Here is a 24,212-nt window from a genome sequence, read left to right as displayed (position 1 = left end):
CCTTGCGGGCCTCGTGACGCTGGGGAAAACCTATAATTTGACCACAGTTCCCAGTGCACCGATGAAGCTCCAGCCCGACAAATCCGACGCCCAATCCCTCACCGCACATGGCCCCGGATGGGTGGCCATCAACAATGAAAAGGTCGAGGGCAGCGTCGTGGTCGGCTCGCACGGCGAGCGGTTCGAATGGAATTGTTCGAGCTTCGACCAGATCGGCGCCGAACATTTCGCGCAGCTGGCGTCGCTGGGTGCCGAATTGATCATCTTCGGCAGCGGAAACCGCATCCGCTTTCCCCAACCCGCCTGGCTGCAGCCCCTGATGGCGCAACGCACCGGCGTGGAGACCATGGACACCGCGGCGGCCTGCCGAACCTACAACATCCTGGCCGGCGAAGGCAGGCACGTGATCGCCGCTCTGCTCGTCGAGAGTCCGGCGGGCGGCTGAGGCAGGCGTTTTCGGGGTAAAATACTAGGTTGCGAACCGGCCCGCTACCCCAAAGTTAGCAACGACCAATCCTTCATTCTTCGAGCAAGCACCGTCTGAAAACGGTTCGAGAGGGCTCGGAGGACTGAATCTAACGGAGAAAACAAGTTTCATGGCGATCGTTGTCAACAAACCCATTCCTGAATTCGACGCCAACGCCACGGGCGGCCTGAAGGTCTCGAATACTTCGCATCTCGGCCACGTGCTGGTCATGTACTTTTACCCGAAAGATAACACTCCGGGCTGCACGACCGAAGCGATGCAATTCCGCGACCGTTACAAGGACTTCGAAAAGGCAGGCGCCACGGTCTTCGGCGTGTCGCGCGACAACATGAAGTCGCATGACGAGTTCAAGGCGAAGCTCGAACTCCCTTTCGAGCTCATTGCCGACACCGAAGAAAAAATGTGCCACATGTTCGGCGTGGTCAAGAACAAGATCATGTACGGCAAGAAGGTCAAGGGCATCGAGCGCAGCACCTTCCTGATCGGCGCTGACGGCATCCTGAAGGCCGAATGGCGCGGACTCAAGGTGCCGGGCCATGTCGACGACGTGCTCAAGGCCGTCAAGGCCCTCAAGAAGGCCGCCTGAGCATTGCACAAGGCGCTGGCAGCCCTTTTGCGTCGCGACGTGGGGAATGCCCCACGCGGCGCGTAAAGAGCCTTCGACGCGTCATCCGGGGTGTGCATAATGGCTTCATGCCGTTGAGCTCCACGACCGCATCCCCCGAACAAAGCCGCCTTGGTCTACAGGCGGCTTTTTCGTTTTCTGGTTCCCACTTTCTGCGAGCGACCTGACACATGCCATTGCCTCCCGCCCCCACGAAACGCGCTGCATTGCTCTCGCCGGACGCGATCGATGCGCCCGCACGGCCCTCGCACAGGGGTTCGCGCCGCGCTGGCGATTCGCGCGCCGAAGCCTCCGCGCAGAGCGGACCGCAGCCGCTGGAACTGTTCGATAACCTCGGCACGGAAGGCGGCGGCGGCAGCGAAGGCGCACGCCCTCCCCGCCGCGCCAAATCGAAACCGGTCTCCGCGCCTGTCCCCGTCGCCGCGCCGCAGCAGCCCCCCGCCGCCATCCAGGTCGAGACCCGGGTCCCAACGGCGGCTCCCGTGATTCAGGCACCGGCCGCGGCACCGCAAGCCCCGGCACGCCCCAAGCGCAGCAAATCCACAGGCCCTGCCAAGCTGTTCGTGCTCGACACCAACGTGCTGCTGCACGACCCGATGTGCCTGTTCCGCTTCGAGGAGCACGACATCTTTCTGCCGATGATCGTGCTCGAAGAGCTCGACGGCCACAAGAAAGGCACCACCGAGGTCGCGCGCAACGGCCGCCAGACCAGCCGCACGCTCGACGCGCTGGCCGGTGCACAAGATGCAGACATCGACAAGGGCCTGAAGCTCGACACCACAGGCCACCGTGAAGCGGGCGGCCGGCTGTTCTTCCAGACCGCCCCGCTCGACTACTCGCTGCCGATCAGCCTGCCCCAGGGCAAGGCCGACAACCAGATCCTCGGCGTGGTGCACGCGCTGCGCGACGAGTACGCCAAGGACCGCCCAGGCAGGCCGAAGCAGGAAGTGGTGCTGGTGTCGAAGGACATCAACATGCGCGTCAAGGCCCGCGCGCTGGGCCTGGCTGCCGACGACTACCAGAACGACAAGACGCTGGAAGACGGCGACCTGCTCTATGCCGGTTCGCTTGCCCTGCCGCCCGACTTCTGGACGCGCCAGAGCAAGACGGTCGAAAGCTGGCAGAGCGGCAGCAACACGTTCTACCGGATCAGCGGCCCGATCGTGCCCAACCTGTACATCAACCAGTTCGTCTTCTTCGAGGCGCCGGGCGAGCCGAGCATGTACGCACGCGTCACCGAGATCCGCGACAAGACCGCGGTGCTCAAGACGCTCAAGGACTACAGCTCGGGCAAGAACGCGGTGTGGGGCGTGAACACGCGCAACCGCGAGCAGAACTTCGCGATGAACCTGCTGATGGACCCGGATATCGACTTCGTTACGCTGACCGGCACGGCCGGCACCGGCAAGACCCTGATGGCGCTGGCCTCCGGCCTCACGCAGGTGCTCGACGACCGCCGCTACACTGAGATCATCATGACCCGCGCGACGGTGAGCGTGGGCGAGGACATCGGGTTCCTGCCCGGCACCGAAGAAGAAAAGATGGGTCCGTGGATGGGCGCGCTCGACGACAACCTCGAGTTCCTGGCCAAGGGCGACGGCGGCGGTGCCGGCGAATGGGGCCGCGCGGCCACCAACGAGCTGATCCGCAGCCGCATCAAGGTCAAGAGCATGAACTTCATGCGCGGGCGCACCTTCCTGAACAAGTACGTGATCATCGACGAGGCGCAGAACCTGACGCCCAAGCAGATGAAGACGCTGATCACGCGCGCGGGCCCGGGCACCAAGATCATCTGCATGGGCAACCTGGCACAGATCGACACGCCCTACCTGACGGAAGGCTCCTCGGGCCTGACCTTCGCGGTCGACAAGTTCAAGGGGTGGCCGCACGGCGGGCACATCACGCTGGCGCGCGGCGAACGCTCGCGCCTGGCTGACTTCGCGAGCGACGTGCTCTAAGCCGCCGGCCTCGACGCCGACAAGGCCCGCGCACGCTCCCCGGAGCGCCGCGGGCTTTTTTTCGCCTGCGGCGACAGGCTACTGACAAGACGCTGTCAGGAGGCGGATCGCACCATCGAGGCTCCTTCAACAGCAACGAAAGAGAGTCCTCCATGCACAAGAACGCCATCAGCTGGTTCGAGATTCCGGTCGCCGACCTGGACCGCGCACAGGCCTTCTACGAGACCGTGCTCGCCCGCAAGCTGCGCCGCGAAGACTTCGGCGGCGACGCGCTGGCCGTGTTTCCCTACGAAGCACCCGCCACCGGCGGCGCCCTGCAGGCCGGTGCCAGTGCCACCGCGCGCGCCGGCAGCAGCATCCGCATCTACCTGGACTGCATGCCCAGCATCGACGCCGTGCTCGCGCGCATCGAGGCGGCCGGTGGGCACATCGTGGCACCGAAGTCCGCGTTGCCGCCGGGCATGGGCTTCATCGCCCACATGCGCGACACCGAAGGCAACGAAGTCGGCCTGCACGCGCTGGACTGAACGGCCATGGCGCAACGCAACTGGATCGCCGTGGCCAGCGCCGAGCATGCACGGCGCGGCCGCGACCACCGCCCGCTGGGCTTCATGCAGGTCGGCCACGGCAAGCACGCCCCGCTCAAGCGACTTTCAGCGGGCGACCGCGTGGCCTACTATTCGCCGGCCACGGTGTTCAGCGGCACGGACAAGCTGCAGAGCTTCGTGTCGATCGGCATCGTGCAGCCCGGCATGCCGTACGAATTCGACATGGGCAACGGCTTCGTGCCGTGGCGCCGCGACGTGGCCTATGCGGCGTCGCACGAGGCGCCCATCGCACCGCTGATCGAGCGCCTCGCGTTCATCGAGAGCCCGAAGCAATGGGGCTACAAGTTTCGCTTCGGCATGTTCGACATCACGGATGCCGACATGCAACTGATCGCCCAGGCCATGAAAGCCGACCTGAAGATGCTCGCATTCTGAGGAAGAAAGAAACAAAGAAAAGATGGAACCGACCCGCCAACACCAAGACGCCTTCCAGGTTGCAGGCCTCACGGTCCGCACCACCAACCGCGAGGAGAACGCCCCGGACACGGCCCGTCTAGGGGCGCTGTGGCGGCGCTTCTTCGGCGAGGAGACGTATGCATCCACACCGCACCGCACCCGTGACACCCGGATCTACAGCGTCTACTCGGCCTACGAATCGGACGCGCAGGGCGCGTTCGACGTGACGGCGGGCGTGGCCGTTTCCGATGGTGCAAACAGCGTGGCCGTCGAGGCCGGCGACTACCTCGTGTTCACCGGCCAGGGCGAAATGCCGCAGATGGTGATCGCCACCTGGCAGCGCATCTGGCACTATTTCCAGACGCACCCGGACATCGCGCGCAGCTACCGCAGCGATTTCGAAGCCTATGAAGGACCGGACAAGGTCGCGATCCACATCGGAGTTTCATGAGCACCACGAAGACCGGCAGCGAATTCGAATTCACAGGCACACGCTGATGCGCCGCGCCGACCGCCTCTTCCAGCTCGTGCAACTCATCCGCGGGCGCCGGCTCACCACGGCCGCCTTCCTGGCGCAGCGCCTGGAGGTGTCCGAGCGCACGGTGTACCGCGACGTGGCCGACCTGCAGCACCAGGGCGTGCCCATCGAGGGCGAAGCCGGCGTGGGTTACCGGCTCGGCGCGGGCTTCGAGCTGCCGCCGCTGATGTTCACGCAGGACGAGGCCTCGGCGCTCGTGGCCGCGGCGCGGCTTGCGCAGAGCTGGGTCGATCCGGCGCTGGCGCGCGACATCGAGAGCGGGCTGGGAAAGATCCTCTCGGTGCTGCCGCCGGCCGCGCGCGTCTCCGCGGAGGCGCTGGCGCTCTACGCGCCGGCCATGGGCCTGGACGACGCCCTGCGTGCGCGGCTGCAGGCGCTGCGCGAAGCCGTGCAGTCGCACAACAAGCTGCGGCTGCACTACCGCGATGTGTCGGGCGATGCCAGCGAGCGCACCGTGCGTCCGCTCGGCTGCTTCTACTGGGGCAAGGTGTGGACGCTGTCGACCTGGTGCGAGCTGCGCAACGACTTTCGCGGCTTTCGCGTGGACCGCATGGATGCGATCGACGTGCTGCCCGAGCGCTTTCGAGACGAGCCTGGCAAGACGCTGGCCGACATGCTGCGGCAGTTGAAGGCAGAGACCTCGCAGGGAAAGATCGTGCCGCTCAAGCCGCCGAGCGCCCCGCCATGGTCGGGCAGCAGCGTCGGCTGAGCCCGCTCAATACTGGTCGCTGTTGCTGTAGCCGACCAGGTTCTCGAACTTGGTGATCGGCTTCAGGAAGGCCAGCTTGATGGTGCCGGTCGGGCCGTTGCGGTGCTTGCTGATGATCACCTCGGCCACGCCCGGCTCCTTCGACTCCTTGTTGTAGTAGTCGTCGCGGTAGATGAACATGATGATGTCCGCGTCCTGCTCGATGGCGCCGGACTCGCGCAAGTCGCTCATCATGGGGCGCTTGTCGGTGCGGCTTTCCACACCCCGGCTGAGCTGCGACAGCGCGATCACCGGGCACTTCAGTTCCTTGGCCAGCATCTTCAGGCCGCGCGAGATTTCGCCCACGGCCGTGGCGCGGTTCTCGTCGCCCGAACTGCTGGTCGACATGAGCTGCAGGTAGTCGACCACGATCAGGCCGAGGCGCCCGTACTGGCGCGCGAGCCTGCGCGCGTTGGCGCGCAACTCGCTGGTCGACAGGCCCGGCGTCTCGTCGATGTGCAGCGACACGGTGCGCAGCTTCTCGATGGCTTCTGTCAGGCGCGGCCACTCTTCGTCGCTGAGCTTGCCGGTGCGCAGGTGACCCTGGTCGATGCGGCCGATCGAGCCCACGATACGCACCGCCAGCTGCGAGGCGCCCATTTCCATCGAGAACACCGCCACCGGCAGCCCTTCTTCGAGGGCCACGTGCTCGGCGATGTTGATCGCGAGCGAGGTCTTCCCCATCGACGGACGCGCGGCCAGCACGATCATGTCGCCCGGCTGCAGGCCCGAGGTCATCTTGTCGAAGTCGTGGAAGCCGGTGCGCACGCCGGTGACGTCATTCGGGTTCTCGGCCATCTCCGTCACGCGGTCGAGCAGTTCGACCACCAGGGCATCCATGCTCTGGAAGCCCTGCTTCATCCGCGTGCCTTCTTCGCCGATGTTGAAGATCTTCTGCTCGGCTTCGTCCAGGATCTTGTCGACCGCCTTGCCCTGCGGATTGAACGCGTTGGTCGCGATCTCGTCGGCGGCCGACACCAGCTTGCGCAGGATCGAACGCTCGCGCACGATCTCCGCATAGCGCCGGATGTTGCTCGCACTGGGCACGTACTGCGCCAGCGAGTTCAGGTAGACCAGCCCGCCGATCTCGTCGGCCTTGCCAATGTTCTGCAACTGCTCGTAGACAGTGATCACGTCGGCCGGCTTGCTGGCATTGATCAACCCGCCGACGGCGGCGTAGATCAGCTTGTGCTCGTGCCGGTAGAAGTCGCCGTCGACCAGCAGGTCGCCCATGCGGTCCCAGGCGCCGTTGTCGAGCAGCAGGCCGCCGAGCACGCTCGATTCGGCCTCGATGGAATGAGGCGGAATGCGCAGCTTGGCAACTTGGCGGTCGGCCGACGGGTCATTGTCGGCATAGGAGAAAACGGCAGACATGGACTTCCCTTGCAACCCTGCATGCTAAGCCGCGCACGCACCCGCGTGTGTGGACAAGGTTGTGAATAAACGGTGATCTTCCGGTGCAATCGGCTGAACAACTCCGACGCACAAAAAGAAAAGCCGCCCGAAGGCGGCTTTTGCTGCAGCGCTCACGCGCTATGAACGATCAGGCGGTTTCGCCGTAGACCGTCACGTTGATGTCGACCACCACGTCGGTGTGCAGCGAAACGCTCACCGTGCTGTCGCCAACAACCTTGATCGGCCCGTTGGGCAGGCGCACTTGCGCCTTGACGACCTTGTAGCCTTGCTTGTTCAGCTCTTCGGCGATGTCGCCGTTGGTGACCGAACCGAACAGGCGACCGTCGACGCCGGCCTTTTGCGTCAGCTTGATGGTCGTGCCACCGAGCTTTTCGCCTTGAGCTTGCGACTCGGCCAGCTTGGCAGCCGCAGCCTTTTCGAGTTCGGCGCGCTTGGCTTCGAATTCGGCCTTGTTGGAGGCCGTCGCACGGCGGGCCAGGCCCGTCGGGATCAGGAAGTTGCGTGCGTAGCCGTCCTTGACCTTGACGATATCGCCCAGGGCACCGACGTTGACAACCTTGTCCAGAAGAATGATTTGCATGGTCTGGGCTCCTTAGACGCGGTGCTGGTCGCTGTACGGCACCATGGCCAGGAAGCGCGCGCGCTTGATGGCGGTGTTCAGCTGGCGTTGGTAGATCGCGCGCGTGCCGGTCAGGCGTGCGGGAATGATCTTGCCGTTTTCGCTGATGAAGTCACGCAGCGTGTCGATGTCCTTGTAGTCGATTTCTTCGACGCCAGCGACGGTGAAGCGGCAGAAGCGCTTGCGCTTGAACAGCAGCGACTGGGTGTTGCGCTTGGGGCGCTTGTCTTTGTTGAATTTCTTGAACGTGGCCATGATGGACCTCTCGAAAAATTAATCTTGCTGGAAGTCCTGCACATGCAGGACCGGATGCTTGCCGTTGCCCGGTGTCGCGAGAAACCCCTGGAAACGCCAGAGACTCCCCATGGACTGCCTTGCGAGCCGTTCGGCGATGGCGCCGAAGGCAACGGCCTTGAGGGCCGCCTTCACCTGCCTGGGCTTTCCCGCCTCCTGGAGCGTCGACTCGTGTTCGAGCTTCAGGTCGATGGCGGGCAAGCCGGCTGGGGTGTATCGCAGAGCTCCGAGTTCGGCAACCGAGGCAGTCAGCAACAGCTGATTGACCCCTGTTGCCGCAGCGGCGGCACTCACACCATCAGTTGTTGTTGGCGGCGTATTCGGCCTGCTGAGCCTTGCGGGCTTCTTCGCGCTCGACCGTCTTCATCATCGACGAAGGACCGGTGTCGGCCTTCTTCTTCTGAACGGTCAGGTGGCGCAGCACGGCGTCGTTGAACTTGAACGCGTGCTCGAGTTCGCCCATCACGGTTTGCTCAGCTTCGATGTTGACGCACAGGTAGTGCGCCTTGTTGAGCTTGTTGATCTGGTAAGCCAACTGACGGCGGCCCCAGTCTTCGACGCGGTGGATCTTGCCGCCGCCGGCCGTGATCAGGCCCTTGTAGCGCTCCAGCATGGCCGGAACTTGTTCGCTCTGATCCGGGTGGATCAGCAAAATGATTTCGTAGTGACGCATGGCACTCCTTGTGGATTCTTCCGAAGAAGAGAAAAAAGCCACCTGCAGCGTCCGGCGCAGTGTGGCAAGGGAAAGCCCACGATTATAGCCCTGGAATGCGCATGCCGGCAAGGCGCTCAGTCGTTGAGCGCCTTGTCCAGCGGCGCAGCCTTCTCGGCGCCGACCGCCGCGCGGATCTTCGGCACCAGCGCGACCAGGTCCTCGTAGCTCGCGGTGCCCTCGACCTGCAGGTTCAGCCGGAAACCCATCAGGCCCAGGCTGCCGGTGAGTTGCGTGGCGATGGGATAGGCGTCCTTGTAGCGCTGCTGGTTGCTGCGCCCGGAGACGGCCGGTGCCACCACGGGACCCGACTGGGAAACCGCGCCAGCGGGCACCCCGGAGGCGCCGGCAACAGGCGCCAACATGCCGAGTTCGACCAGGTGGTCGATGTCCTCGCGCGCAATGCCCATGCCGGCCGCCAGCACGTCGTCGAGCGAGCGCTTGCCGTCGAAAAGAATGAACGCCGAGCGCTGGCGCGGCGACAGCGTGACCGAGCGGTCTTTCAAGGCCTGATGGCCGGTTTGCGTCTTCACAAGAATCATGGTGGTCTTCCCTTCCGGGATGCGCCCGTGAATCTCGCAAGTCTGGCATCAATTACGCAATTTGTTTCAAAAACGCCCACCGACAGCGGGAATCCCCCGATGGGGATTTCCGCCATTCGTGGCCTCAGCGCTTGGCGAGCTGCTGCCAGGTGTCGATCACGCTGTCGGGGTTCAGCGAGATCGACTCGATGCCTTCATCGGCCAGCCACAGCGCAAAGTCCGGGTGGTCGCTGGGGCCCTGTCCGCAGATGCCGACGTACTTGCCCTGCGCCTTGCAGGACTTGATGACACGGCTCAGCAGGGCTTTCACCGCCGGGTCGCGCTCGTCGAAGTCGGCCGCCAGCAGTTCCAGGCCGGAGTCGCGGTCCAGGCCCAGCGTGAGCTGGGTCAGGTCGTTCGAACCGATCGAGAAGCCGTCGAAGAACTGCAGGAACTCGTCGGCCAGGATGGCGTTGCTCGGCACCTCGCACATCATGATCAGCTTGAGCTCGTTCTCGCCGCGCTTCAGGCCGTGCTCGCCGAGCAGGCCGGTCACGCGCTCTGCCTGGCCCAGGGTGCGCACGAAGGGCACCATGATCTGCACGTTGACCAGGCCCATGTCGTTGCGCACGCGCTTCAGAGCTTCGCACTCCATGGCGAAGGCCTCGCCAAAGTCGGCGCTCAGGTAGCGCGCGGCACCGCGGAAGCCCAGCATCGGGTTTTCTTCCTCCGGCTCGTAGCGGCTGCCGCCAATGAGCTTGCGGTACTCGTTCGACTTGAAGTCCGACAGACGCACGATGACCGGCTTGGGCCAGAACGCGGCGGCAATGGTCGCGATGCCCTCGGCCACCTTGTCGACGTAGAACGCGCGCGGCGAGGCATGGCCGCGGGCCACCGACTCCACGGCCTTCTTCAGGTCGTTGTCGACGTTCGGATAGTCCAGGATGGCCTTCGGGTGCACGCCGATGTTGTTGTTGATGATGAACTCGAGCCGGGCCAGGCCCACGCCGTGGTTCGGCAGTTGCGCGAAGTCGAAGGCCAGCTGCGGGTTGCCCACGTTCATCATCAGCTTGATGTCGATCTCGGGCATCACGCCGCGCTGCACTTCGGTGACTTCAGTTTCGAGAAGGCCGTCGTAGATGAAGCCGGTGTCGCCTTCGGCGCAGCTCACGGTGACCAGCGTGCCGTCCTTCAGCAGGTCGGTCGCGTCGCCGCAGCCGACCACGGCCGGAATGCCGAGCTCGCGCGCGATGATGGCCGCGTGGCAGGTGCGCCCGCCGCGGTTGGTGACGATGGCGGCCGCGCGCTTCATCACCGGTTCCCAGTTGGGGTCGGTCATGTCGGTGACGAGCACGTCGCCGGCCTGGACCTTGTCCATTTCGCTGATGCTGTGCACCAGGCGCACGGGGCCGGTGCCGATCTTCTGGCCGATGGCACGGCCTTCGGCGAGCACTGCGCCCTTGCCCAGCAGCTTGTAGCGCTGCTCGGCCTTGCCCTGCTGCTGGCTCTTCACGGTTTCGGGGCGCGCCTGCAGGATGTAGAGCAGGCCGTCGGTGCCGTCCTTGCCCCACTCGATGTCCATTGGACGGCCGTAATGTTCTTCGATGACCAGCGCGTACTTGGCCAGTTGCTCGACGTCGGCGTCGCTCAGCGAGTAGCGGTTGCGCTGCTCGGCCTTGACGTCGGTGGTCTTCACCAGCTTGCCGCTCGCCTTCTTCTCTTCAGGGGTGGCGAACTCCATCTGGATGAGCTTGGAGCCCAGGTTGCGGCGGATGACGGCGCGCTTTCCGGCGCGCAGCGTCGGCTTGTGCACGTAGAACTCGTCGGGGTTCACGGCGCCCTGCACCACCGTCTCGCCCAGGCCGTAGCTCGAGGTGATGAACACCACCTGGTCGAAGCCCGACTCGGTGTCGATGGTGAACATGACGCCGGCGGCGCCGAGGTCGGAGCGCACCATGCGCTGCACGCCGGCCGACAGCGCGACCACGTCGTGCTCGAAGCCCTTGTGCACGCGGTAGCTGATGGCGCGGTCGTTGTAGAGGGAGGCGAACACCTCCTTCATCTTGTGCAGCACGTCCTCGATGCCGACCACGTTCAGGAAGGTTTCCTGCTGGCCCGCGAACGACGCGTCGGGCAAATCTTCGGCGGTGGCTGAAGAACGCACGGCAAACGACGCCTCGGGGTTACCGGCACTCAGCGTGGCAAAGGCTTCGCCGATGGCTTTCTGCAGGTCGGCCGGAAACGGCTGGTTTTCGACCATGGCGCGGATCTCCGCGCCCGCGGTGGCCAGGGCGCGCACGTCCTCGGTGTCGAGTGCGGCCAGGCGCTTGCTGATCTTGTCGGCCAGGCCGTCGTGGGCCAGGAACTGGCGGAATGCGTGCGCCGTGGTCGCGAAACCGGTGGGCACACGCACGCCCTGCGGCAGCTGCGAGATCATTTCGCCGAGGCTGGCGTTCTTGCCGCCAACCGCCTCGACGTCGGTCATTCTCAGGTTTTCAAACGGTACGACCAGGGCGGTCGCGTCGAAAAGTGCAGACATGGGGAAGCTCCAGAAGTTGAAACCGGTGCCGCATGCAGACGGCGCGGCACGATCGTTGTCGTTGCTTTGGGTGCGGGCGCGGCGTGCATGGAAAAAATGGGGGGCTGGGAAAGCGGATTCCCGATAATGGCCCGAATTGTAGGCGTGGCAAGGTCGCGCGCGCCGCAGGACAAGGCCGCAAGAGCAACACCATGCATACACGCACTGTTTTCTTCATTTCCGACGGCACCGGCATCACCGCTGAGACTTTCGGCAACGCCGTTCTCGCCCAGTTCGAGATGAAGCCGCGCCATGTGCGCCTGCCTTTCACCGACACGGTCGACAAGGCCCACCAGGCGGTGCGCCACATCAACCACACGGCCGAACTCGAGGGCGTGCGCCCCATCGTCTTCACCACGCTGGCCAACATGGACGTGCTGGAAGTGATCGAGACCGGCTGCAAGGGCATGCTGCTGGACATGTTCGGCACCTTCGTGCGGCCGCTGGAAATCGAGCTGGCCATGAAGTCGAACCACCGCATCGGCCGCTTCAGCGACGTCAGCAAGAGCAAGGAATACAACGACCGCATCGCCGCGATCGACTTCAGCCTGCAGCACGACGACGGCCAGAGCAACCGCGACCTGGAAGGCGCCGACGTCATCCTTGTGGGCGTGAGCCGCAGCGGCAAGACGCCGACCTCGCTCTACCTGGCCATGCAGCACGGCCTGAAGGCGGCCAACTACCCGCTGATTCCGGAAGACTTCGACCGCCGCCAGCTGCCTCCCGCCCTCACCCCGCACCGCAAGAAGATGTTCGGCCTGACCATCCAGCCCGAGCGGCTCAGCGAGATCCGCAACGAGCGCCGGCCCAACTCGCGCTACGCCAGCCTGGAAAACTGCCGCCACGAAGTGAGCGAGGCCGAGGCGATGATGCGGCGTGGCGGCATCCGCTGGCTGTCGACCACCACCAAGTCGATCGAGGAAATCGCAACGACGATCCTGCAGGAGCTGCGGCCCGAGCGGCTCAACTACTGAAACTGATATCTTTTAAATAGCAAGAGCGCCCGGCAAGCGGGCGCTCTTGCGTGGCGCATGCGCCGATGCGTCTTCAGGCAGGGGCCGAAGTGCGGATCAGATGGTCGAACGCGCCGAGCGCCGCCTTTGCGCCGTCGCCGGCCGCGATGATGATCTGCTTGAACGGCACCGTGGTCGCATCGCCGGCCGCGAACACGCCCGGCACGGAGGTCTGGCCGCGTGCATCCACGATGATTTCGCCATGCTTCGACAGCTCGACCACGCCCTTGAGCCAGTCGGTGTTGGGCACCAGGCCGATCTGGATGAACACGCCTTCCAGCGCGACCGTCTTGAGCTCACCCGACGCACGGTCCTTGTAGACCAGGCCGTTGACCTTCTGGTCGCCGGTGATCTCGGTGGTCTGCGCGTTGGTGAAGATGTCGACGTTCTTCAGGCTCTTGAGCTTGCGCTGCAGCACGGCGTCTGCGCGCAGTTGGGTGTCGAACTCGATCAGCGTGACATGGCCCACGATGCCGGCCAGGTCGATCGCCGCTTCGACGCCCGAGTTGCCGCCGCCGACCACCGCCACGCGCTTGCCCTTGAACAGCGGGCCGTCGCAATGCGGGCAGTAGGCCACGCCCTTGTTCTTGAACTCGTGCTCGCCGGGCACGTTGATGTTGCGCCAGCGCGCGCCCGTCGAGATGATGACCGTCTTGCTCTTGAGCGAAGCGCCGCTTTCGAGCTGCACTTCGATCAGGTCCTTGCCCTGCACCAGCGCCTTGGCACGCTGCAGATTCATGATGTCGACGTCGTAATCACGCACATGCTCTTCGAGCGCGTGTGCGAACTTGGGGCCTTCGGTTTCCTTGATCGAAATGAAGTTCTCGATGCCCAGGGTGTCCAGCACCTGGCCGCCGAAGCGCTCCGAGGCCACGCCGGTGCGGATGCCCTTGCGGGCTGCGTACACCGCGGCCGCTGCGCCTGCGGGACCGCCGCCGACGATCAGCACGTCGAACGGGTCCTTGGCGGCGATCTTCTTGGCTTCGCGCTCCACACCGCTGGTGTCGATCTTGGCGAGGATTTCTTCCAGGCTCATGCGCCCCTGGCCGAACTCGGTGCCGTTGAGGAACACGGTCGGCACGGCCATGATCTGGCGTTCCTTCACTTCGTCCTGGAAGGTGCCGCCCTCGATCATGGTGGCGCGGATGCGCGGGTTCTGCACCGCCATCAGGTTCAGCGCCTGAACCACGTCGGGGCAGTTGTGGCAGGTGAGCGAAACGTAGATCTCGAACTCGAAGTCGCCGTCGAGCGCCTTGATCTGGTCGAGCACGGCCTGCTCGACCTTCGGGGGGTAGCCGCCGATCTGCAACAACGCAAGGATCAGCGAGGTGAATTCATGGCCCATCGGCAGGCCGGCGAAACGCGGGCCGTGGTTTTCGCTCGGGCGGTTGACCGAGAACGAGGGCTTGCGGTGGTTGTCGTCGCGGCTTTCGGTCAGCTTGACGAGCGGGGACGAATCGGCCACGTCCTTCAGCAGCGACAACACTTCGCCCGAGGCCTTGCTGTCGTCGAGGGAGGCGACGATCTCGATCGGCTGCGTGGCACGTTCGAGGTAACTCTTCAATTGGGCTTTGGTGTTTGCGTCGAGCATGAGGGACTCTCTTTCGATAACTGAAAACTATCAACTGGGGACAAAAAAGCCCGGGGCCTCGTGAGCGCCCGGGCTTTCGCGCGGGGCGCTTAGATCTTGCCGACGAGGTCGAACGACGGTGCGATGGTCTTGTCACCGTCATTCCACTTGGCCGGGCAGACTTCGTTCGGGTGGGCGGCGGTGTAGACAGCTGCCTTGAGCTTGCGCAGGGTTTCCTTGACGTCGCGGGCGATTTCGTTGGAGTGCACTTCGGCGGTCTTGATGATGCCGTCGGGGTTGATCACGAAGGTGCCGCGCAGTGCCAGGCCTTCTTCGGGGATGTGCACGCCGAAAGCGTTGGTCAGCGTGTGGGTCGGGTCGCCGACCAGGGGGAACTTGGCCTTGCCGACGGCCGGCGACGTGTCGTGCCACACCTTGTGCGAGAAGTGCGTATCGGTGGTCACGATATAGACCTCGGCACCCAGCTTCTGGAACTCGGGGTAGTTGTCGGCCGCGTCTTCGACTTCGGTCGGGCAGTTGAAGGTGAAGGCCGCCGGCATGAAGATCAGCACGGACCACTTGCCCTTGAGCGTCTCGTCGGAAACGTCGATGAACTTGCCGTTGAGGTAGGCCTGGGTCTTGAAGGGCTGGACTTGGGTGTTGATCAGGGACATGGTGATTCCTTGGATGCTGCGGGTGGACAAAAATAAGTGCGAGCCATGAGTATAGCTACCGAATAATACATTTTGATAGTAATGAACTATCGATTGCATCGGTGCGGCCTATGAAAAGCAAAGGTCCAGCCGCTTTCGCCACCGCCCGGATACGAACGCATATCACCCTCGTACGCATGCAGACCGACTGCGCAGGGGAATGGTTGCACGGCCCCTGCGAGGACCCGGACAATCCACGTTTTCAGAACAAGGAAAACGATCATGAAGGGCGACCCCAAGGTCATCGAACATCTGCAGGCGCAGCTCAAAAACGAGCTGACCGCAATCAACCAGTACTTCCTCCACTACCGCATGCTCAAGCACTGGGGCCTGGACAAGCTGGCGAAGAAGGAATACGAAGAGTCGATCGGCGAAATGAAGCATGCCGACAAGCTGATGGACCGCATCTTCATGCTCGACGGCCTGCCGAACCTGCAGGACCTAGGCAAGCTGAACATCGGCGAAGACGTGCCCGAACTGCTGCGTTGCGACCTCGGCGCCGAAACCGGCGCGCAAGCCACCATCAAGGACGGCATCCAGCACTGCGAACTGGTGCGCGACTATGTCTCGCGCGACCTGCTGCAAGAAATTCTGGACGACACCGAAGAACACATCGACTTCCTCGAAACCCAGATCGACCTGGTCGACCGCGTCGGCCTGCAGAACTACCTGCAATCGCAGATGGGCGAGCTCGAATAAACAAGGCTTCGCACCAGCCAGCGCAACGGGACTTCGGTCCCGTTTTTTATTGCTTTACGTAACTTAACGCTCCGCGAATAACAGTCATTCTCATTCGCGCGGATAGAATCCGCGCCTTCGATGACTGCCGCCCGCACCGACAACCGCCGCCGTTCCTACTGGCTCAAGACCCTGCACGAATGGCATTGGGTCAGCTCGGCGATCTGCCTGATCGGCATGATCCTGTTCAGCGTGACGGGCTTCACCCTCAACCACGCGGGACAGATCGAGGCCAAGCCCGCCATCACGAAGCTGAGCGGCACGATCGACGAACCGCTTCGCGCGGTGCTCGAAAAGCAACTGCCCGCCGCCAAGGCCCAGAAGGGCAAGGCCCCGCTGCCCTCCGAGCTCCAGGCATGGGTTCAAAAGCACTGGGACATCGGCACCGCCGGGCGCGAGGCCGAATGGTCGGACGACGAAATCTATCTCTCGCTCCCCCGCCCTGGTGGCGATGCATGGCTGCGGCTGAGCCTGGCCGACGGCGAGATCGAATACGAGCGCACCGACCGCGGCTGGCTCTCCTACTTCAACGACCTGCACAAGGGCCGCAACACCGGCACCGCGTGGAGCTGGTTCATCGACATCTTCGCGGGCGCCGCGCTGGTCTTCTCGATCACCGGGCTGTTCATTCTCAAGATGCACGCGGGCAACCGCCCGTTCACCTGGCCGATGGTGGGCATGGGCCTGGTCATCCCGGTGCTGCTCGCGCTGCTGTTCATTCATTGATTCATCGATCCAGGAAAGAGGTTTCCCGTGCACGTTCGCTATTCCCTCGCGCCACTGGCCATGTCGGCGCTGTTCGCAGCACCGGCCTTCGCGGCCGGCCTGGCCGTCAACATCGAGATTCCGCGGCTGAACGCATCCGAGTACCACCGCCCCTACGTGGCGACCTGGATCGAGCGCGCCGACAACACGGTCGCCGGCACGCTGGCCGTCTGGTACGACGTGCGCACCAAGACCAACAACCCCGAGGGCGAAGGCACGAAGTGGTTGAAGGACATGCGCCAGTGGTGGCGCCGCGGCGGGCGTGAACTCGCGGTACCGGTGGATGGCGTCACGGGTGCCACCAAGCCCGCGGGCAAGCACCAGCTGAGCTTCACCGAAGGCACGGCGCCGATGCCCAGGCTCGCGCCCGGCGCCTACAAGCTGGTGGTGGAAGCCGCGCGCGAAGTCGGCGGCCGCGAAGTCGTGAGCATTCCCTTCCAGTGGCCACCGACCGCCGCTGCGCAACCGACCGCGACCGGCAAGGAAGAGCTCGGCGAGATCAAGCTCGAACTCAAGCCCTGATCGCCCTTTCGCCGAACGCCCTCTACCGCCCGCCACAGCCCGCCACACCAAGGACCCCTGCCATGAACCACTTCCCCCTGCGCGCCGCCGCCCTCGCCATCGCCGTGTCCGCCGCCTCGTTGGCGCAGGCGCACAACGCCTGGCTGCTGCCCTCGTCCACGGTCTTCTCCAAGGCCGACACCGTGAGCGTCGATGCCGCGATCTCCAACGACCTGTTCGTCGCCAACCACGCGGCCATGCGGCTCGACGGCCTGCAGATCACCGCGCCCGACGGCAGCACCGTCAAGCCCGAGACCGAAGCCAAACTCAAGCAGCGCAGCGTGTTCGACGTGAGCGTCGCGCAACCGGGCACCTACCGCATCGCGGTGATCAACGCCGGCGCGTTCGCGAGCTGGAAGGACAAGGCCACCGGCCAGACCAAGCGCGCGCGCGGCACGGCCGAGACCATCGCCCGGGAAGTTCCGCCCGACGCGCAGGACGTGACGATCAGCCAGTCGTCCGGCCGCGTGGAGACCTTCGTCACGGTGGGCAAGCCGTCGGTGCTCAAGCCCATCGGCCAGGGCCTGGAACTGATCGCCGCAGGCAGCCCTACCGACCTGGTCAAGGGCGAAAAGGCGACCTTCACGCTGAACCTCGACGGCCAGCCCGCCAAGGACCTCGAAGTGACCGTGACTGCAGGCAACACGCAATATCGCGACAAGCTCGAAGAGGTCAAGATCAAGACCGACGACAAGGGCCAGTTCAGCGTGACGTGGCCGGCCGCCGGCATGTACTGGCTCGACGCCAGCACCAAGGACACCAAGACCACGGTGCCGCAGGCCAAGGAGCGCCGCCTGAGCTACGCGGCCACCCTCGAAGTGATGCCCTGAGGCAGCCAGGCACCTTGGGCCTTTCGTTCAGCACCTGGCGCGCGGGCGGCTACGCCAACGCGGCCGTTCCGCGCCCCGCCGATCCCGCCACCCTGCAGCAATTGGGCGGCCCGACCATGGGCACCACGTGGTCGCTGCGCTTCGACAACCCGCGCATGTTGCCGCTGGCGGACGTGCGCGGCAGCGTCGAAACAGCGCTGGCGCGCGTGGTGGCGCAGATGAGCCACTGGGAGCCGGACTCGGACATCGGCCGCTTCAACCGTGCGCCGGGCGGCTCGCGCCACGTGCTGCCGGCGGAATTCGCCGAAGTGATGCGCTGCGCCGCCCGCTGGGCAGAAGCGAGCGACGGCGCGATCGACCCCACCGTCGGTCCGCTGGTCGCTTGCTGGGGCTTCGGCCCCGAGGCGCGACATGACTGCCTGCCCGATGCACAGGCCCTGGCCGCCGCCCGCGCGCGCACCGGCTGGCCGCACCTGGCTTTCGATGCGGCAGGCGGCTCGCTGCTGCAACCGGGCGGCTTCACGCTCGACCTGTCAGGCATCGCCAAGGGCTTCGCGGTCGACCATGGCGTCGAGGCGTTGCGCGCGCTCGGCCTCACCGACCTGCTCTTCGAGATCGGCGGGGAACTGCGGGGCGTCGGGCGCCGCCCCGGTGGCCAGGCATGGCAAGTGCTGGTCGACGGCGATGCGGCTTCGGCACAGCGCATCGCCCTGGCCGACATGGCGATCGCGACCTCGGGCGACCGGTGGCACCAGCGTTCGCATGAGGGACGCCGCTGGTCGCACACCATCGATCCGCGCACGGGCGAGCCCGCCGCGCATGCGCTGGCCAGCGTGACGGTGCTGCACGCGGAGTGCATGCAGGCCGATGCACTGGCGACCGTGCTGACGGTGTTGGGCCCGCAGGCCGGATTCGACTTTGCGCAGCGCCACGAGATCGCCGCGCTGTTCGTGAGCCGTGACGACGCATCGCCCCCGGCGCGCGCCACGCGCGCGTGGCCCGCGCCCGCCGAGGCATGAACGACACCGCGTGGCGCGCACTGGGCGCGAGCTCGACCGTGGTGGCCTACGCGGCGCTTTGCGCGTCGGTCTATGCACGTGCGCGCAGGCAGCGCGTGGTCGCGGCGCGCGACGCCGCCGAACTCTCGGCAGGCGGCGACGAACCTGCGGCGCTGGTGCTGTTTGCCAGCCAGACTGGCCAGGCCGAAGCCATCGCCTGGCAGACCGCCCGGCAACTGAGCGCCGCCGGCACGCCCGCGCGCGTCATGGAACTGAACGCGCTCGACACCGCCACGCTGGCAGGTGCGAGGCGCGCGCTGTTCGTCGCCAGCACTTACGGCGAAGGCGACGCGCCGGACGGCGCCAGCGTGTTCGCCGAGCAGGTGATGGGGGCGTCACCCGCACTGCCCTCGCTTCGCTATGCCGTGCTGGCACTGGGCGACCGCCAGTACGCCCACTTCTGCGGCTTCGGTCGAGCGCTCGACGAGTGGCTGCAGGCAACCGGGGCGGTGCCCGAGTTCGACCGCATCGAAGTCGACAACAGCGACCCGGCTGCGTTGGCGGCCTGGCAGGCCCGATGGGGCAGCACGTCGGGGGAAGGCACGCAGGAAGCGGTGGCCGCCGCATTCACGCAGTGGCGCCTCGTTGCGCGCGAACAGCTCAATCCCGGCAGCACGGGCGCACCGGCCTTTCACCTGGGGCTGGTGCCACAGGGCGGAGCCATGCCGTACTGGGCCTCCGGCGACCTGGTGCAGGTCAGCGTGGCCAGCGACCCCACGCATCCGCGCGACTACTCGATCGCGTCGCTGCACGCCGACGGCGAGTTGCAGTTGCTCGTTCGGCAGGAGCAACGTCCGGACGGCACCCTGGGTGCGGCCTCGGGCCTGCTCACGTCCACGCTCGCCATGGGCGACACCGTCTCCCTGCGCCTGCGGCCGCATCGCGGCTTCCGCCTGGACGGCAACGAGACGCGGCCGCTGATCCTCATCGGCAACGGCACCGGGCTGGCCGGCCTGCGAGCGCATCTGCGCGCACGTGCCGCTGCGGCCAGGCACGACAACTGGCTCGTGTTCGGCGAACGCCAGGCGGCCCATGACTTCCTGTACCGCGAAGAAATAGAGGCCTGGCAGGCCAGCGGCGTGCTGCAGCGGCTGGACATGGTGTTCTCGCGCGACCAGCCGGAGCGTCTGTACGTGCAGCACCGGCTGCTGCAGTCGGCCGACGCCTTGCTGCAGTGGCTGCGCGATGGCGCGGCCATCTACGTCTGCGGCAGTCTGCAGGGCATGGCTTCCGGCGTGGATGCGGCCCTTCGGCAGGTTGCAGGGGAAGCCTTCGTGAGAGACCTGACGGCCAGCGGCCGCTATCGCCGAGACGTCTACTGAGACTCGAAGTACCTGGTCAGTTGCGTGTCAGCAACAAACCGGGCTTAACTTTAGGATTAATGCAACGTTGCCGTGCGCTTTCGTATTGAGAAACAATATCATTCGCACCGATTTACAAAAGCTTTGTAGATCGACTCACCCAGCCAGTCCGCCCGCTTCTCCCGCGAGAACGCCGCCGTCGAGACGTCGCCAGTCGAGTCCTAGCCGCCGCCCTTTCCGGAGAAAACTTCATGGCCTACATCAAGAGCCGCAAACACGCCGTTGCGCGCGCAGTTCCACACCTTTCCGGCGCTGCTGCCGCCACGCTGATGGCCCTTGCGGCTCCAGGCGCCTTCGCCCAGTCGTCCAACGCGTTGCCGGAAGTCCAGGTGCAGGACTCCGCCGTCACCAACGACTACAAGACCGACACGTCGGCCAACCCCAAGTTCACGGCCCCGCTGGTGAACACGCCGCAAACCATCCAGGTCATCAAGGACCAGATCATTCGCGACCAGGGCGCGACCACGCTGACCGAAGCGCTGCGCAACACCCCCGGCGTGGGCACGTTCTTCCTCGGGGAAAACGGCAACACCAACACAGGCGACGCCGTCTACATGCGCGGCTTCGACAGCTCCAGCGCGATTTTTGTCGACGGCATCCGCGACCTGGGCTCGGTGTCGCGCGACGTGTTCAACATCGAACAGATCGAGGTCGTGAAGGGCCCGTCGGGCACCGACGTGGGCCGCACCTCGCCCACCGGCTACATCAACCTCGTGACCAAGAAGCCCAAGCTCGAGGACAGCTTCCTGGGTTCGCTGAGCTTCGGCAGCGCGGACTTCAAGCGCGGCAGCGTCGACTGGAACAAGTCGCTCAGCAGCGCCAACGGCATCGGTGCGGCATTCCGCTTGAACGCCGTGACCGAAGACGGCGGCGTGGCCGGCCGCGACATGGTGAAGAACAAGCGCACGGCCATCGCCCCGTCGCTGGCGCTCGGCCTGAACAGCCCGACGCGCATCTTCCTGGACTACCTGCACGTCAAGCAGAACAACGTGCCCGACGGCGGCGTGCCCACCATCGGCCTGCCCGGCTACTCGACGCCGGACGCAACGGCGATCACTAGGGGTTTGGCTCGCCGCACCTACCTGAACTCCGCGGCACGCGTGGACTCGAGCAACTTCTACGGCACGAGCTCGGACTTCGACAACGTGACCGCGGACATGTTCACCGCGCGCATCGAACACGACCTGACTCCCGACGTCACGCTGCGCAACACCACGCGCTACGGCAAGACCTCGCAGGACTACATGCTCACGGCCTTCATGGGCGGCGGCCTGACGTCCACGAACGGCGTCGGCACCTTGCCGGCGGCCAACGCGGGCTTCCTGAACACGGTCATCCCGGCGCTCCCGGCAAGCTGGACCGTCACGCGCAACCTGCCGACCAACAAGGACCAGGAAAACACGATCTTCACCAACCAGACGAGCGTGTCGGCCAAGTTCGACACGGGCGGCATCAGCCACTCGTTCAACGGTGGCGTCGAGTTCATCCGCGAAACGCAGCGCGCCAACAACTTCTATGCCCCGGGCTTCGCGAGCGTGGGCACCACGCTGGCGGCCGCCGGTTCCTGGCCGGCCGCCAACCTGTACAACCCGAACCCGTACGTGAGCGGCTACAACCGCATCGCCAACGGCACCGGCTCGGACGGCAGCACCGACACCATCGGCCTGTACGCCTTCGACACGCTGAAGTTCAATGAGCAGTGGCAACTGACCGCCGGCCTGCGCTACGACCACTACTCGACCACCTACAACGCCACCGCGCTGACGCTGGCACGCACCGGCAACGGCCCGCAGACCACGACGATCACGCCGACCAACCTGAAACTGTCGGACAACCTGCTGTCCGGCAAGATCGGCCTGGTCTACAAGCCGACCGAGAACAGCAGCGTCTACGCCGCCTACGGCACCGCCGCGCAGCCCCCGGGCGGTGCGAACTTCGCGCTCGCAGCGGGCGGCACCGGCAACAGCGCCGCGCGCACCGACTTCCTGCCGCAGAAGGCCAAGACCTACGAACTCGGCACCAAGTGGGACGTGCTGAACAAGCGCGTGGCCCTGACCGCCGCGCTGTACCGCACCGACGTCAGCAATGAGGTCGTGCAGGACAGCGTGACCACCAACTACTACCAGACCGGCAAGAAGCGCGTGCAGGGCGTCGAGCTCGGCGCGTCGGGTGCGCTGACCGAAAACTGGGGCGTCAGCACCGGGTTCACGACCATGAACACCCGCGTGCTGAGCGGCCCCTCGGTGCTGGCCGACGGCTCGACCGCCCTCGCCTACACGCCGAAGAAAGCCTTCACGCTCTGGACCACATACCAGCTTCCGTTCGGCCTGACGCTCGGCGGCGGTGCCCGCTACAACGGCAAGCTGCAGCGCGGCAGCGACGGCGCGGTCGGCACGCCGGCGTATGTCGACTCTTACTGGGTGTTCGATGCAATGGCCTCCTACCGCATCAACAAGAACGTCGACATCCAGTTCAACGTCTACAACCTGTTCGACAAGGACTACGTGGCAGCCATCAACAAGAGCGGCTACCGTTACACGCCGGGCACGCCCCGCTCGTACAAGGTCACCGCGAACTTCGCGTTCTGACCGTTGCGCGCACCGTTCCCGCGCGGGGCGGTGCCACACTCGAGCCCCGGCCCGCGCCGGGGCTTTTCTGTTTTCGGAGTGCCTGAAAAATGATGCTGCATGTGCCCGATGTGCTCAGTCCCGCCGAGGTGCGCGAGATGCGCGCCGCGCTCGACGCGACGAACTGGATCGATGGCCGGGAGACGGTTGGCGACCAGGGCGCGCAGGTCAAGCGCAACCGGCAGTTGTCCGAGCAATCGCACGTGGGCCGCGAACTCGGCGCCACGGTGCTCGCCGCGCTCGCGCGCAACGCGCTTTTCTTTTCGGCGGCATTGCCGCTGCGCTTCGTGCCGCCTTTGTTCAACCGCTACGAAGGCGGCGAGCACTACGGCTTGCATGTCGACGGCGCGGTGCGCACGCTGCCCGGCAGCGGCCAGCAATTGCGCACCGACCTGTCGTGCACCCTCTTCCTGTGCGACCCCGACGACTACGAAGGCGGCGAGCTGGAAGTGATCGACACCTACGGCTCCCACGAGGTGAAGCTGCCGGCCGGCGACCTGGTCCTGTATCCGGCGAGCAGCCTGCACCGCGTGCACCCCGTGACACGCGGCGCACGGGTGTGCTCGTTTTTCTGGCTGCAGAGCATGGTGCGCAACGACCAGCAGCGCAGCATGCTTTTCGAGCTCGACCAGAACATCCAGAAACTGCGCGGCCGCCTGTTGGAATGCGACGAAACGGTGGCGCTGACCGGCCACTATCACAACCTGCTGCGCCTCTGGTCGGAGGTCTGAACGGGCGGCTGGGACGCCGCCGAAGCCACTGCAGGATCCGGTAACAGCATAGTTATTGCAAATGCGATGGATTCTTATTTATAATCGGTCACTTCCAACAGCCAGCCAACTGCCGCTTTCACCGCCATGATCGTTTGCGTCTGCCGCCGAGTCTCCGACCGCGAAATCGCACGTCACGTGCGCGCGGGCATGACATTCGACGAAGTCCAGTTCGAACTCGGCGTGGCCACCCAGTGTGGTCAGTGTGAAGGTTGTGCGCGCGACATCGTCGCGCAATGCAGCGCCTCTCACCCGGTTGCCGCCTTGAATTGCGAAACGGGCCCAAGGGCGATCCAGCTTGCCAACTCCATCAAGGAAAGCAAGGCATGGAACTCGTCTCGGCACTCGGCGGTAGCCTGATCCTGGTCGCCGGTTCGGTCTGGTGGATTTTTCACAAGTGATGAAGCCGACGCACGCCGCGTCTTCGTAGCGGTTTTGCTGCAATCGGGGCACCTTTCACGGTGCCCGCACTCGAATGGTTGATCGTGTCTGACCGCTTTGCCCCTCCCCCCTCGTTCCTCGGCCTGTCCCGCAATGTGGTCATTGCGGGCGGCGTCATCCTTTTTCACGGGGCCGCGCTCTGGGCGCTGCAAAGCGGATTGCTGCGCCGCGCCGCCGAAGTGGTGATCCCCTGTCTCTTATACACATCTGACGCTGCCGACGAAGCGCCACACGTGTAGATCTCGGTGGTCGCCGTATCATTAAA

26 protein-coding genes and 1 pseudogene are annotated in these 24,212 nt (G+C 65.1%); 18 read left to right on the top strand and 9 right to left on the bottom strand.

The features are described 5' to 3' along the window. Positions 1 to 61: 61 nt before the first annotated feature. The 7 genes from AC0IYU_RS26465 to AC0IYU_RS26435 all read left to right on the top strand — a co-directional run bounded on the left by AC0IYU_RS26465 (position 62) and on the right by AC0IYU_RS26435 (position 5,321). A complete protein-coding gene (locus AC0IYU_RS26465) occupies positions 62 to 445 on the top strand; it encodes an Mth938-like domain-containing protein (protein WP_435483727.1) in 384 nt (127 codons plus the stop codon). 151 nt (positions 446 to 596) lie between these two features. After that, positions 597 to 1,073, top strand: coding sequence for a peroxiredoxin (locus tag AC0IYU_RS26460; RefSeq protein WP_007830801.1), 477 nt, complete (start codon positions 597 to 599; stop codon positions 1,071 to 1,073). A 209-nt stretch (positions 1,074 to 1,282) separates the two neighbouring features. After that, positions 1,283 to 3,070, top strand: a complete 1,788-nt coding sequence (locus AC0IYU_RS26455; RefSeq protein ID WP_472123117.1) for a PhoH family protein — start codon at positions 1,283 to 1,285, stop codon at positions 3,068 to 3,070. Positions 3,071 to 3,222: 152 nt separating this feature from the next. After that, the gene (locus AC0IYU_RS26450; RefSeq protein WP_472123115.1) at positions 3,223 to 3,597 is read left to right on the top strand and encodes a VOC family protein; all 375 of its coding nucleotides are present in this window, start codon (positions 3,223 to 3,225) and stop codon (positions 3,595 to 3,597) included. Positions 3,598 to 3,603: 6 nt separating this feature from the next. After that, a complete protein-coding gene (locus AC0IYU_RS26445; RefSeq protein ID WP_472123112.1) occupies positions 3,604 to 4,053 on the top strand; it encodes an EVE domain-containing protein in 450 nt (149 codons plus the stop codon). Between the two features lie 22 nt (positions 4,054 to 4,075). Next, entirely contained in the window at positions 4,076 to 4,525 is a 450-nt protein-coding gene (locus AC0IYU_RS26440) for a GyrI-like domain-containing protein (RefSeq protein WP_472123109.1), read from the top strand. Between the two features lie 46 nt (positions 4,526 to 4,571). Continuing rightward, positions 4,572 to 5,321 (top strand): helix-turn-helix transcriptional regulator, encoded by a 750-nt coding sequence (locus AC0IYU_RS26435; protein ID WP_472123106.1) that lies wholly within the window; start codon positions 4,572 to 4,574, stop codon positions 5,319 to 5,321. 6 nt (positions 5,322 to 5,327) lie between these two features. Here AC0IYU_RS26435 and dnaB read toward each other — a convergent pair whose 3' ends face one another. From dnaB to ppsA, 7 genes are all read right to left on the bottom strand, one after another. Then, on the bottom strand, positions 5,328 to 6,734 hold the full coding sequence (gene dnaB, locus AC0IYU_RS26430; RefSeq protein WP_435483385.1) for a replicative DNA helicase: 1,407 nt from the start codon (positions 6,732 to 6,734) through the stop codon (positions 5,328 to 5,330). 169 nt (positions 6,735 to 6,903) lie between these two features. Beyond that, complete coding sequence (rplI, locus tag AC0IYU_RS26425) at positions 6,904 to 7,356, bottom strand: 50S ribosomal protein L9 (RefSeq protein WP_472123102.1); 453 nt, start codon at positions 7,354 to 7,356, stop codon at positions 6,904 to 6,906. A 12-nt stretch (positions 7,357 to 7,368) separates the two neighbouring features. Beyond that, positions 7,369 to 7,650, bottom strand: a complete 282-nt coding sequence (rpsR, locus tag AC0IYU_RS26420; protein WP_007830781.1) for a 30S ribosomal protein S18 — start codon at positions 7,648 to 7,650, stop codon at positions 7,369 to 7,371. A gap of 18 nt (positions 7,651 to 7,668) precedes the next feature. Further along, positions 7,669 to 7,983, bottom strand: coding sequence for a primosomal replication protein N (gene priB / locus AC0IYU_RS26415; protein WP_435435631.1), 315 nt, complete (start codon positions 7,981 to 7,983; stop codon positions 7,669 to 7,671). Between the two features lie 4 nt (positions 7,984 to 7,987). Further along, positions 7,988 to 8,362: a 30S ribosomal protein S6 gene (gene rpsF / locus AC0IYU_RS26410; protein ID WP_124458694.1), complete on the bottom strand. Its 375-nt coding sequence runs from the start codon at positions 8,360 to 8,362 to the stop codon at positions 7,988 to 7,990. Positions 8,363 to 8,478: 116 nt separating this feature from the next. After that, positions 8,479 to 8,943 carry a hypothetical protein gene (locus AC0IYU_RS26405; protein ID WP_472123099.1) on the bottom strand — a complete coding sequence of 155 codons (465 nt, stop codon included), beginning with the start codon at positions 8,941 to 8,943 and terminating at the stop codon, positions 8,479 to 8,481. A 124-nt stretch (positions 8,944 to 9,067) separates the two neighbouring features. Then, positions 9,068 to 11,461: a phosphoenolpyruvate synthase gene (ppsA, locus tag AC0IYU_RS26400; RefSeq protein ID WP_472123096.1), complete on the bottom strand. Its 2,394-nt coding sequence runs from the start codon at positions 11,459 to 11,461 to the stop codon at positions 9,068 to 9,070. A gap of 191 nt (positions 11,462 to 11,652) precedes the next feature. Here ppsA and ppsR point away from each other — a divergent pair, with 191 nt between their 5' ends. Then, on the top strand, positions 11,653 to 12,474 hold the full coding sequence (gene ppsR, locus AC0IYU_RS26395; RefSeq protein ID WP_435435628.1) for a posphoenolpyruvate synthetase regulatory kinase/phosphorylase PpsR: 822 nt from the start codon (positions 11,653 to 11,655) through the stop codon (positions 12,472 to 12,474). A gap of 73 nt (positions 12,475 to 12,547) precedes the next feature. Here the strand turns inward: ppsR and ahpF are convergent, their stop codons facing one another. Together ahpF and ahpC are read right to left on the bottom strand one after the other, a co-directional pair. Beyond that, complete coding sequence (ahpF, locus tag AC0IYU_RS26390; RefSeq protein WP_472123093.1) at positions 12,548 to 14,104, bottom strand: alkyl hydroperoxide reductase subunit F; 1,557 nt, start codon at positions 14,102 to 14,104, stop codon at positions 12,548 to 12,550. A gap of 89 nt (positions 14,105 to 14,193) precedes the next feature. Then, positions 14,194 to 14,757, bottom strand: coding sequence for an alkyl hydroperoxide reductase subunit C (gene ahpC / locus AC0IYU_RS26385; RefSeq protein WP_056520682.1), 564 nt, complete (start codon positions 14,755 to 14,757; stop codon positions 14,194 to 14,196). A 261-nt stretch (positions 14,758 to 15,018) separates the two neighbouring features. On the opposite strand from ahpC, the gene bfr reads away from it, so the two are divergent. From bfr to AC0IYU_RS26335, 10 genes and pseudogenes are all read left to right on the top strand, one after another. Continuing rightward, positions 15,019 to 15,495 (top strand): bacterioferritin, encoded by a 477-nt coding sequence (gene bfr / locus AC0IYU_RS26380; protein WP_435435626.1) that lies wholly within the window; start codon positions 15,019 to 15,021, stop codon positions 15,493 to 15,495. Positions 15,496 to 15,615: 120 nt separating this feature from the next. Next, the gene (locus AC0IYU_RS26375; RefSeq protein ID WP_472123090.1) at positions 15,616 to 16,260 is read left to right on the top strand and encodes a PepSY-associated TM helix domain-containing protein; all 645 of its coding nucleotides are present in this window, start codon (positions 15,616 to 15,618) and stop codon (positions 16,258 to 16,260) included. Positions 16,261 to 16,320: 60 nt separating this feature from the next. After that, positions 16,321 to 16,821 carry a DUF2271 domain-containing protein gene (locus AC0IYU_RS26370; RefSeq protein WP_435444082.1) on the top strand — a complete coding sequence of 167 codons (501 nt, stop codon included), beginning with the start codon at positions 16,321 to 16,323 and terminating at the stop codon, positions 16,819 to 16,821. 62 nt (positions 16,822 to 16,883) lie between these two features. Further along, the gene (locus AC0IYU_RS26365; protein WP_472123087.1) at positions 16,884 to 17,690 is read left to right on the top strand and encodes a DUF4198 domain-containing protein; all 807 of its coding nucleotides are present in this window, start codon (positions 16,884 to 16,886) and stop codon (positions 17,688 to 17,690) included. Positions 17,691 to 17,704: 14 nt separating this feature from the next. Next, positions 17,705 to 18,709, top strand: coding sequence for an FAD:protein FMN transferase (locus tag AC0IYU_RS26360; RefSeq protein WP_472123084.1), 1,005 nt, complete (start codon positions 17,705 to 17,707; stop codon positions 18,707 to 18,709). After that, positions 18,706 to 20,070, top strand: a complete 1,365-nt coding sequence (locus tag AC0IYU_RS26355) for a sulfite reductase subunit alpha (RefSeq protein ID WP_472123081.1) — start codon at positions 18,706 to 18,708, stop codon at positions 20,068 to 20,070. The genes AC0IYU_RS26360 and AC0IYU_RS26355 overlap by 4 nt, the downstream gene beginning before the upstream one ends. Positions 20,071 to 20,300: 230 nt before the next feature. Continuing rightward, on the top strand, positions 20,301 to 22,697 hold the full coding sequence (locus AC0IYU_RS26350) for a catecholate siderophore receptor Fiu (RefSeq protein ID WP_472123078.1): 2,397 nt from the start codon (positions 20,301 to 20,303) through the stop codon (positions 22,695 to 22,697). An 89-nt stretch (positions 22,698 to 22,786) separates the two neighbouring features. Next, positions 22,787 to 23,467, top strand: coding sequence for a Fe2+-dependent dioxygenase (locus tag AC0IYU_RS26345; protein ID WP_472123075.1), 681 nt, complete (start codon positions 22,787 to 22,789; stop codon positions 23,465 to 23,467). 126 nt (positions 23,468 to 23,593) lie between these two features. Further along, positions 23,594 to 23,866: a (2Fe-2S)-binding protein gene (locus tag AC0IYU_RS26340; protein ID WP_472123072.1), complete on the top strand. Its 273-nt coding sequence runs from the start codon at positions 23,594 to 23,596 to the stop codon at positions 23,864 to 23,866. 119 nt (positions 23,867 to 23,985) lie between these two features. After that, positions 23,986 to 24,138, top strand: a pseudogene (locus AC0IYU_RS26335) (energy transducer TonB); the annotation flags it as partial. Between the last annotated feature and the right edge of the window lie 74 nt (positions 24,139 to 24,212).

Source organism: Variovorax sp. AC103 (assembly GCF_979254005.1).
This window is presented reverse-complemented; position numbering and strand designations above follow the sequence as displayed.

Excerpts from the sequence above, each read along its gene's own strand:
- AC0IYU_RS26445 (WP_472123112.1), top strand. The coding sequence starts at position 3,604 with ATGGCGCAACGCAACTGGATCGCCGTGGCCAGCGCCGAGCATGCACGG.
- AC0IYU_RS26375 (WP_472123090.1), top strand. The coding sequence starts at position 15,616 with ATGACTGCCGCCCGCACCGACAACCGCCGCCGTTCCTACTGGCTCAAG.
- AC0IYU_RS26350 (WP_472123078.1), top strand. The coding sequence starts at position 20,301 with ATGGCCTACATCAAGAGCCGCAAACACGCCGTTGCGCGCGCAGTTCCA.
- rplI (WP_472123102.1), bottom strand. The coding sequence starts at position 7,356 with ATGCAAATCATTCTTCTGGACAAGGTTGTCAACGTCGGTGCCCTGGGC.
- AC0IYU_RS26355 (WP_472123081.1), top strand. The coding sequence starts at position 18,706 with ATGAACGACACCGCGTGGCGCGCACTGGGCGCGAGCTCGACCGTGGTG.
- AC0IYU_RS26450 (WP_472123115.1), top strand. The coding sequence starts at position 3,223 with ATGCACAAGAACGCCATCAGCTGGTTCGAGATTCCGGTCGCCGACCTG.
- rpsF (WP_124458694.1), bottom strand. The coding sequence starts at position 8,362 with ATGCGTCACTACGAAATCATTTTGCTGATCCACCCGGATCAGAGCGAA.
- AC0IYU_RS26440 (WP_472123109.1), top strand. The coding sequence starts at position 4,076 with ATGGAACCGACCCGCCAACACCAAGACGCCTTCCAGGTTGCAGGCCTC.
- dnaB (WP_435483385.1), bottom strand. The coding sequence starts at position 6,734 with ATGTCTGCCGTTTTCTCCTATGCCGACAATGACCCGTCGGCCGACCGC.
- ppsA (WP_472123096.1), bottom strand. The coding sequence starts at position 11,461 with ATGTCTGCACTTTTCGACGCGACCGCCCTGGTCGTACCGTTTGAAAAC.
- AC0IYU_RS26340 (WP_472123072.1), top strand. The coding sequence starts at position 23,594 with ATGATCGTTTGCGTCTGCCGCCGAGTCTCCGACCGCGAAATCGCACGT.
- ahpF (WP_472123093.1), bottom strand. The coding sequence starts at position 14,104 with ATGCTCGACGCAAACACCAAAGCCCAATTGAAGAGTTACCTCGAACGT.
- AC0IYU_RS26435 (WP_472123106.1), top strand. The coding sequence starts at position 4,572 with ATGCGCCGCGCCGACCGCCTCTTCCAGCTCGTGCAACTCATCCGCGGG.
- rpsR (WP_007830781.1), bottom strand. The coding sequence starts at position 7,650 with ATGGCCACGTTCAAGAAATTCAACAAAGACAAGCGCCCCAAGCGCAAC.
- AC0IYU_RS26455 (WP_472123117.1), top strand. The coding sequence starts at position 1,283 with ATGCCATTGCCTCCCGCCCCCACGAAACGCGCTGCATTGCTCTCGCCG.
- AC0IYU_RS26370 (WP_435444082.1), top strand. The coding sequence starts at position 16,321 with ATGTCGGCGCTGTTCGCAGCACCGGCCTTCGCGGCCGGCCTGGCCGTC.
- AC0IYU_RS26365 (WP_472123087.1), top strand. The coding sequence starts at position 16,884 with ATGAACCACTTCCCCCTGCGCGCCGCCGCCCTCGCCATCGCCGTGTCC.
- AC0IYU_RS26465 (WP_435483727.1), top strand. The coding sequence starts at position 62 with ATGAAGCTCCAGCCCGACAAATCCGACGCCCAATCCCTCACCGCACAT.
- ahpC (WP_056520682.1), bottom strand. The coding sequence starts at position 14,757 with ATGTCCCTGATCAACACCCAAGTCCAGCCCTTCAAGACCCAGGCCTAC.
- bfr (WP_435435626.1), top strand. The coding sequence starts at position 15,019 with ATGAAGGGCGACCCCAAGGTCATCGAACATCTGCAGGCGCAGCTCAAA.
- AC0IYU_RS26345 (WP_472123075.1), top strand. The coding sequence starts at position 22,787 with ATGATGCTGCATGTGCCCGATGTGCTCAGTCCCGCCGAGGTGCGCGAG.
- AC0IYU_RS26460 (WP_007830801.1), top strand. The coding sequence starts at position 597 with ATGGCGATCGTTGTCAACAAACCCATTCCTGAATTCGACGCCAACGCC.
- AC0IYU_RS26405 (WP_472123099.1), bottom strand. The coding sequence starts at position 8,943 with ATGATTCTTGTGAAGACGCAAACCGGCCATCAGGCCTTGAAAGACCGC.
- ppsR (WP_435435628.1), top strand. The coding sequence starts at position 11,653 with ATGCATACACGCACTGTTTTCTTCATTTCCGACGGCACCGGCATCACC.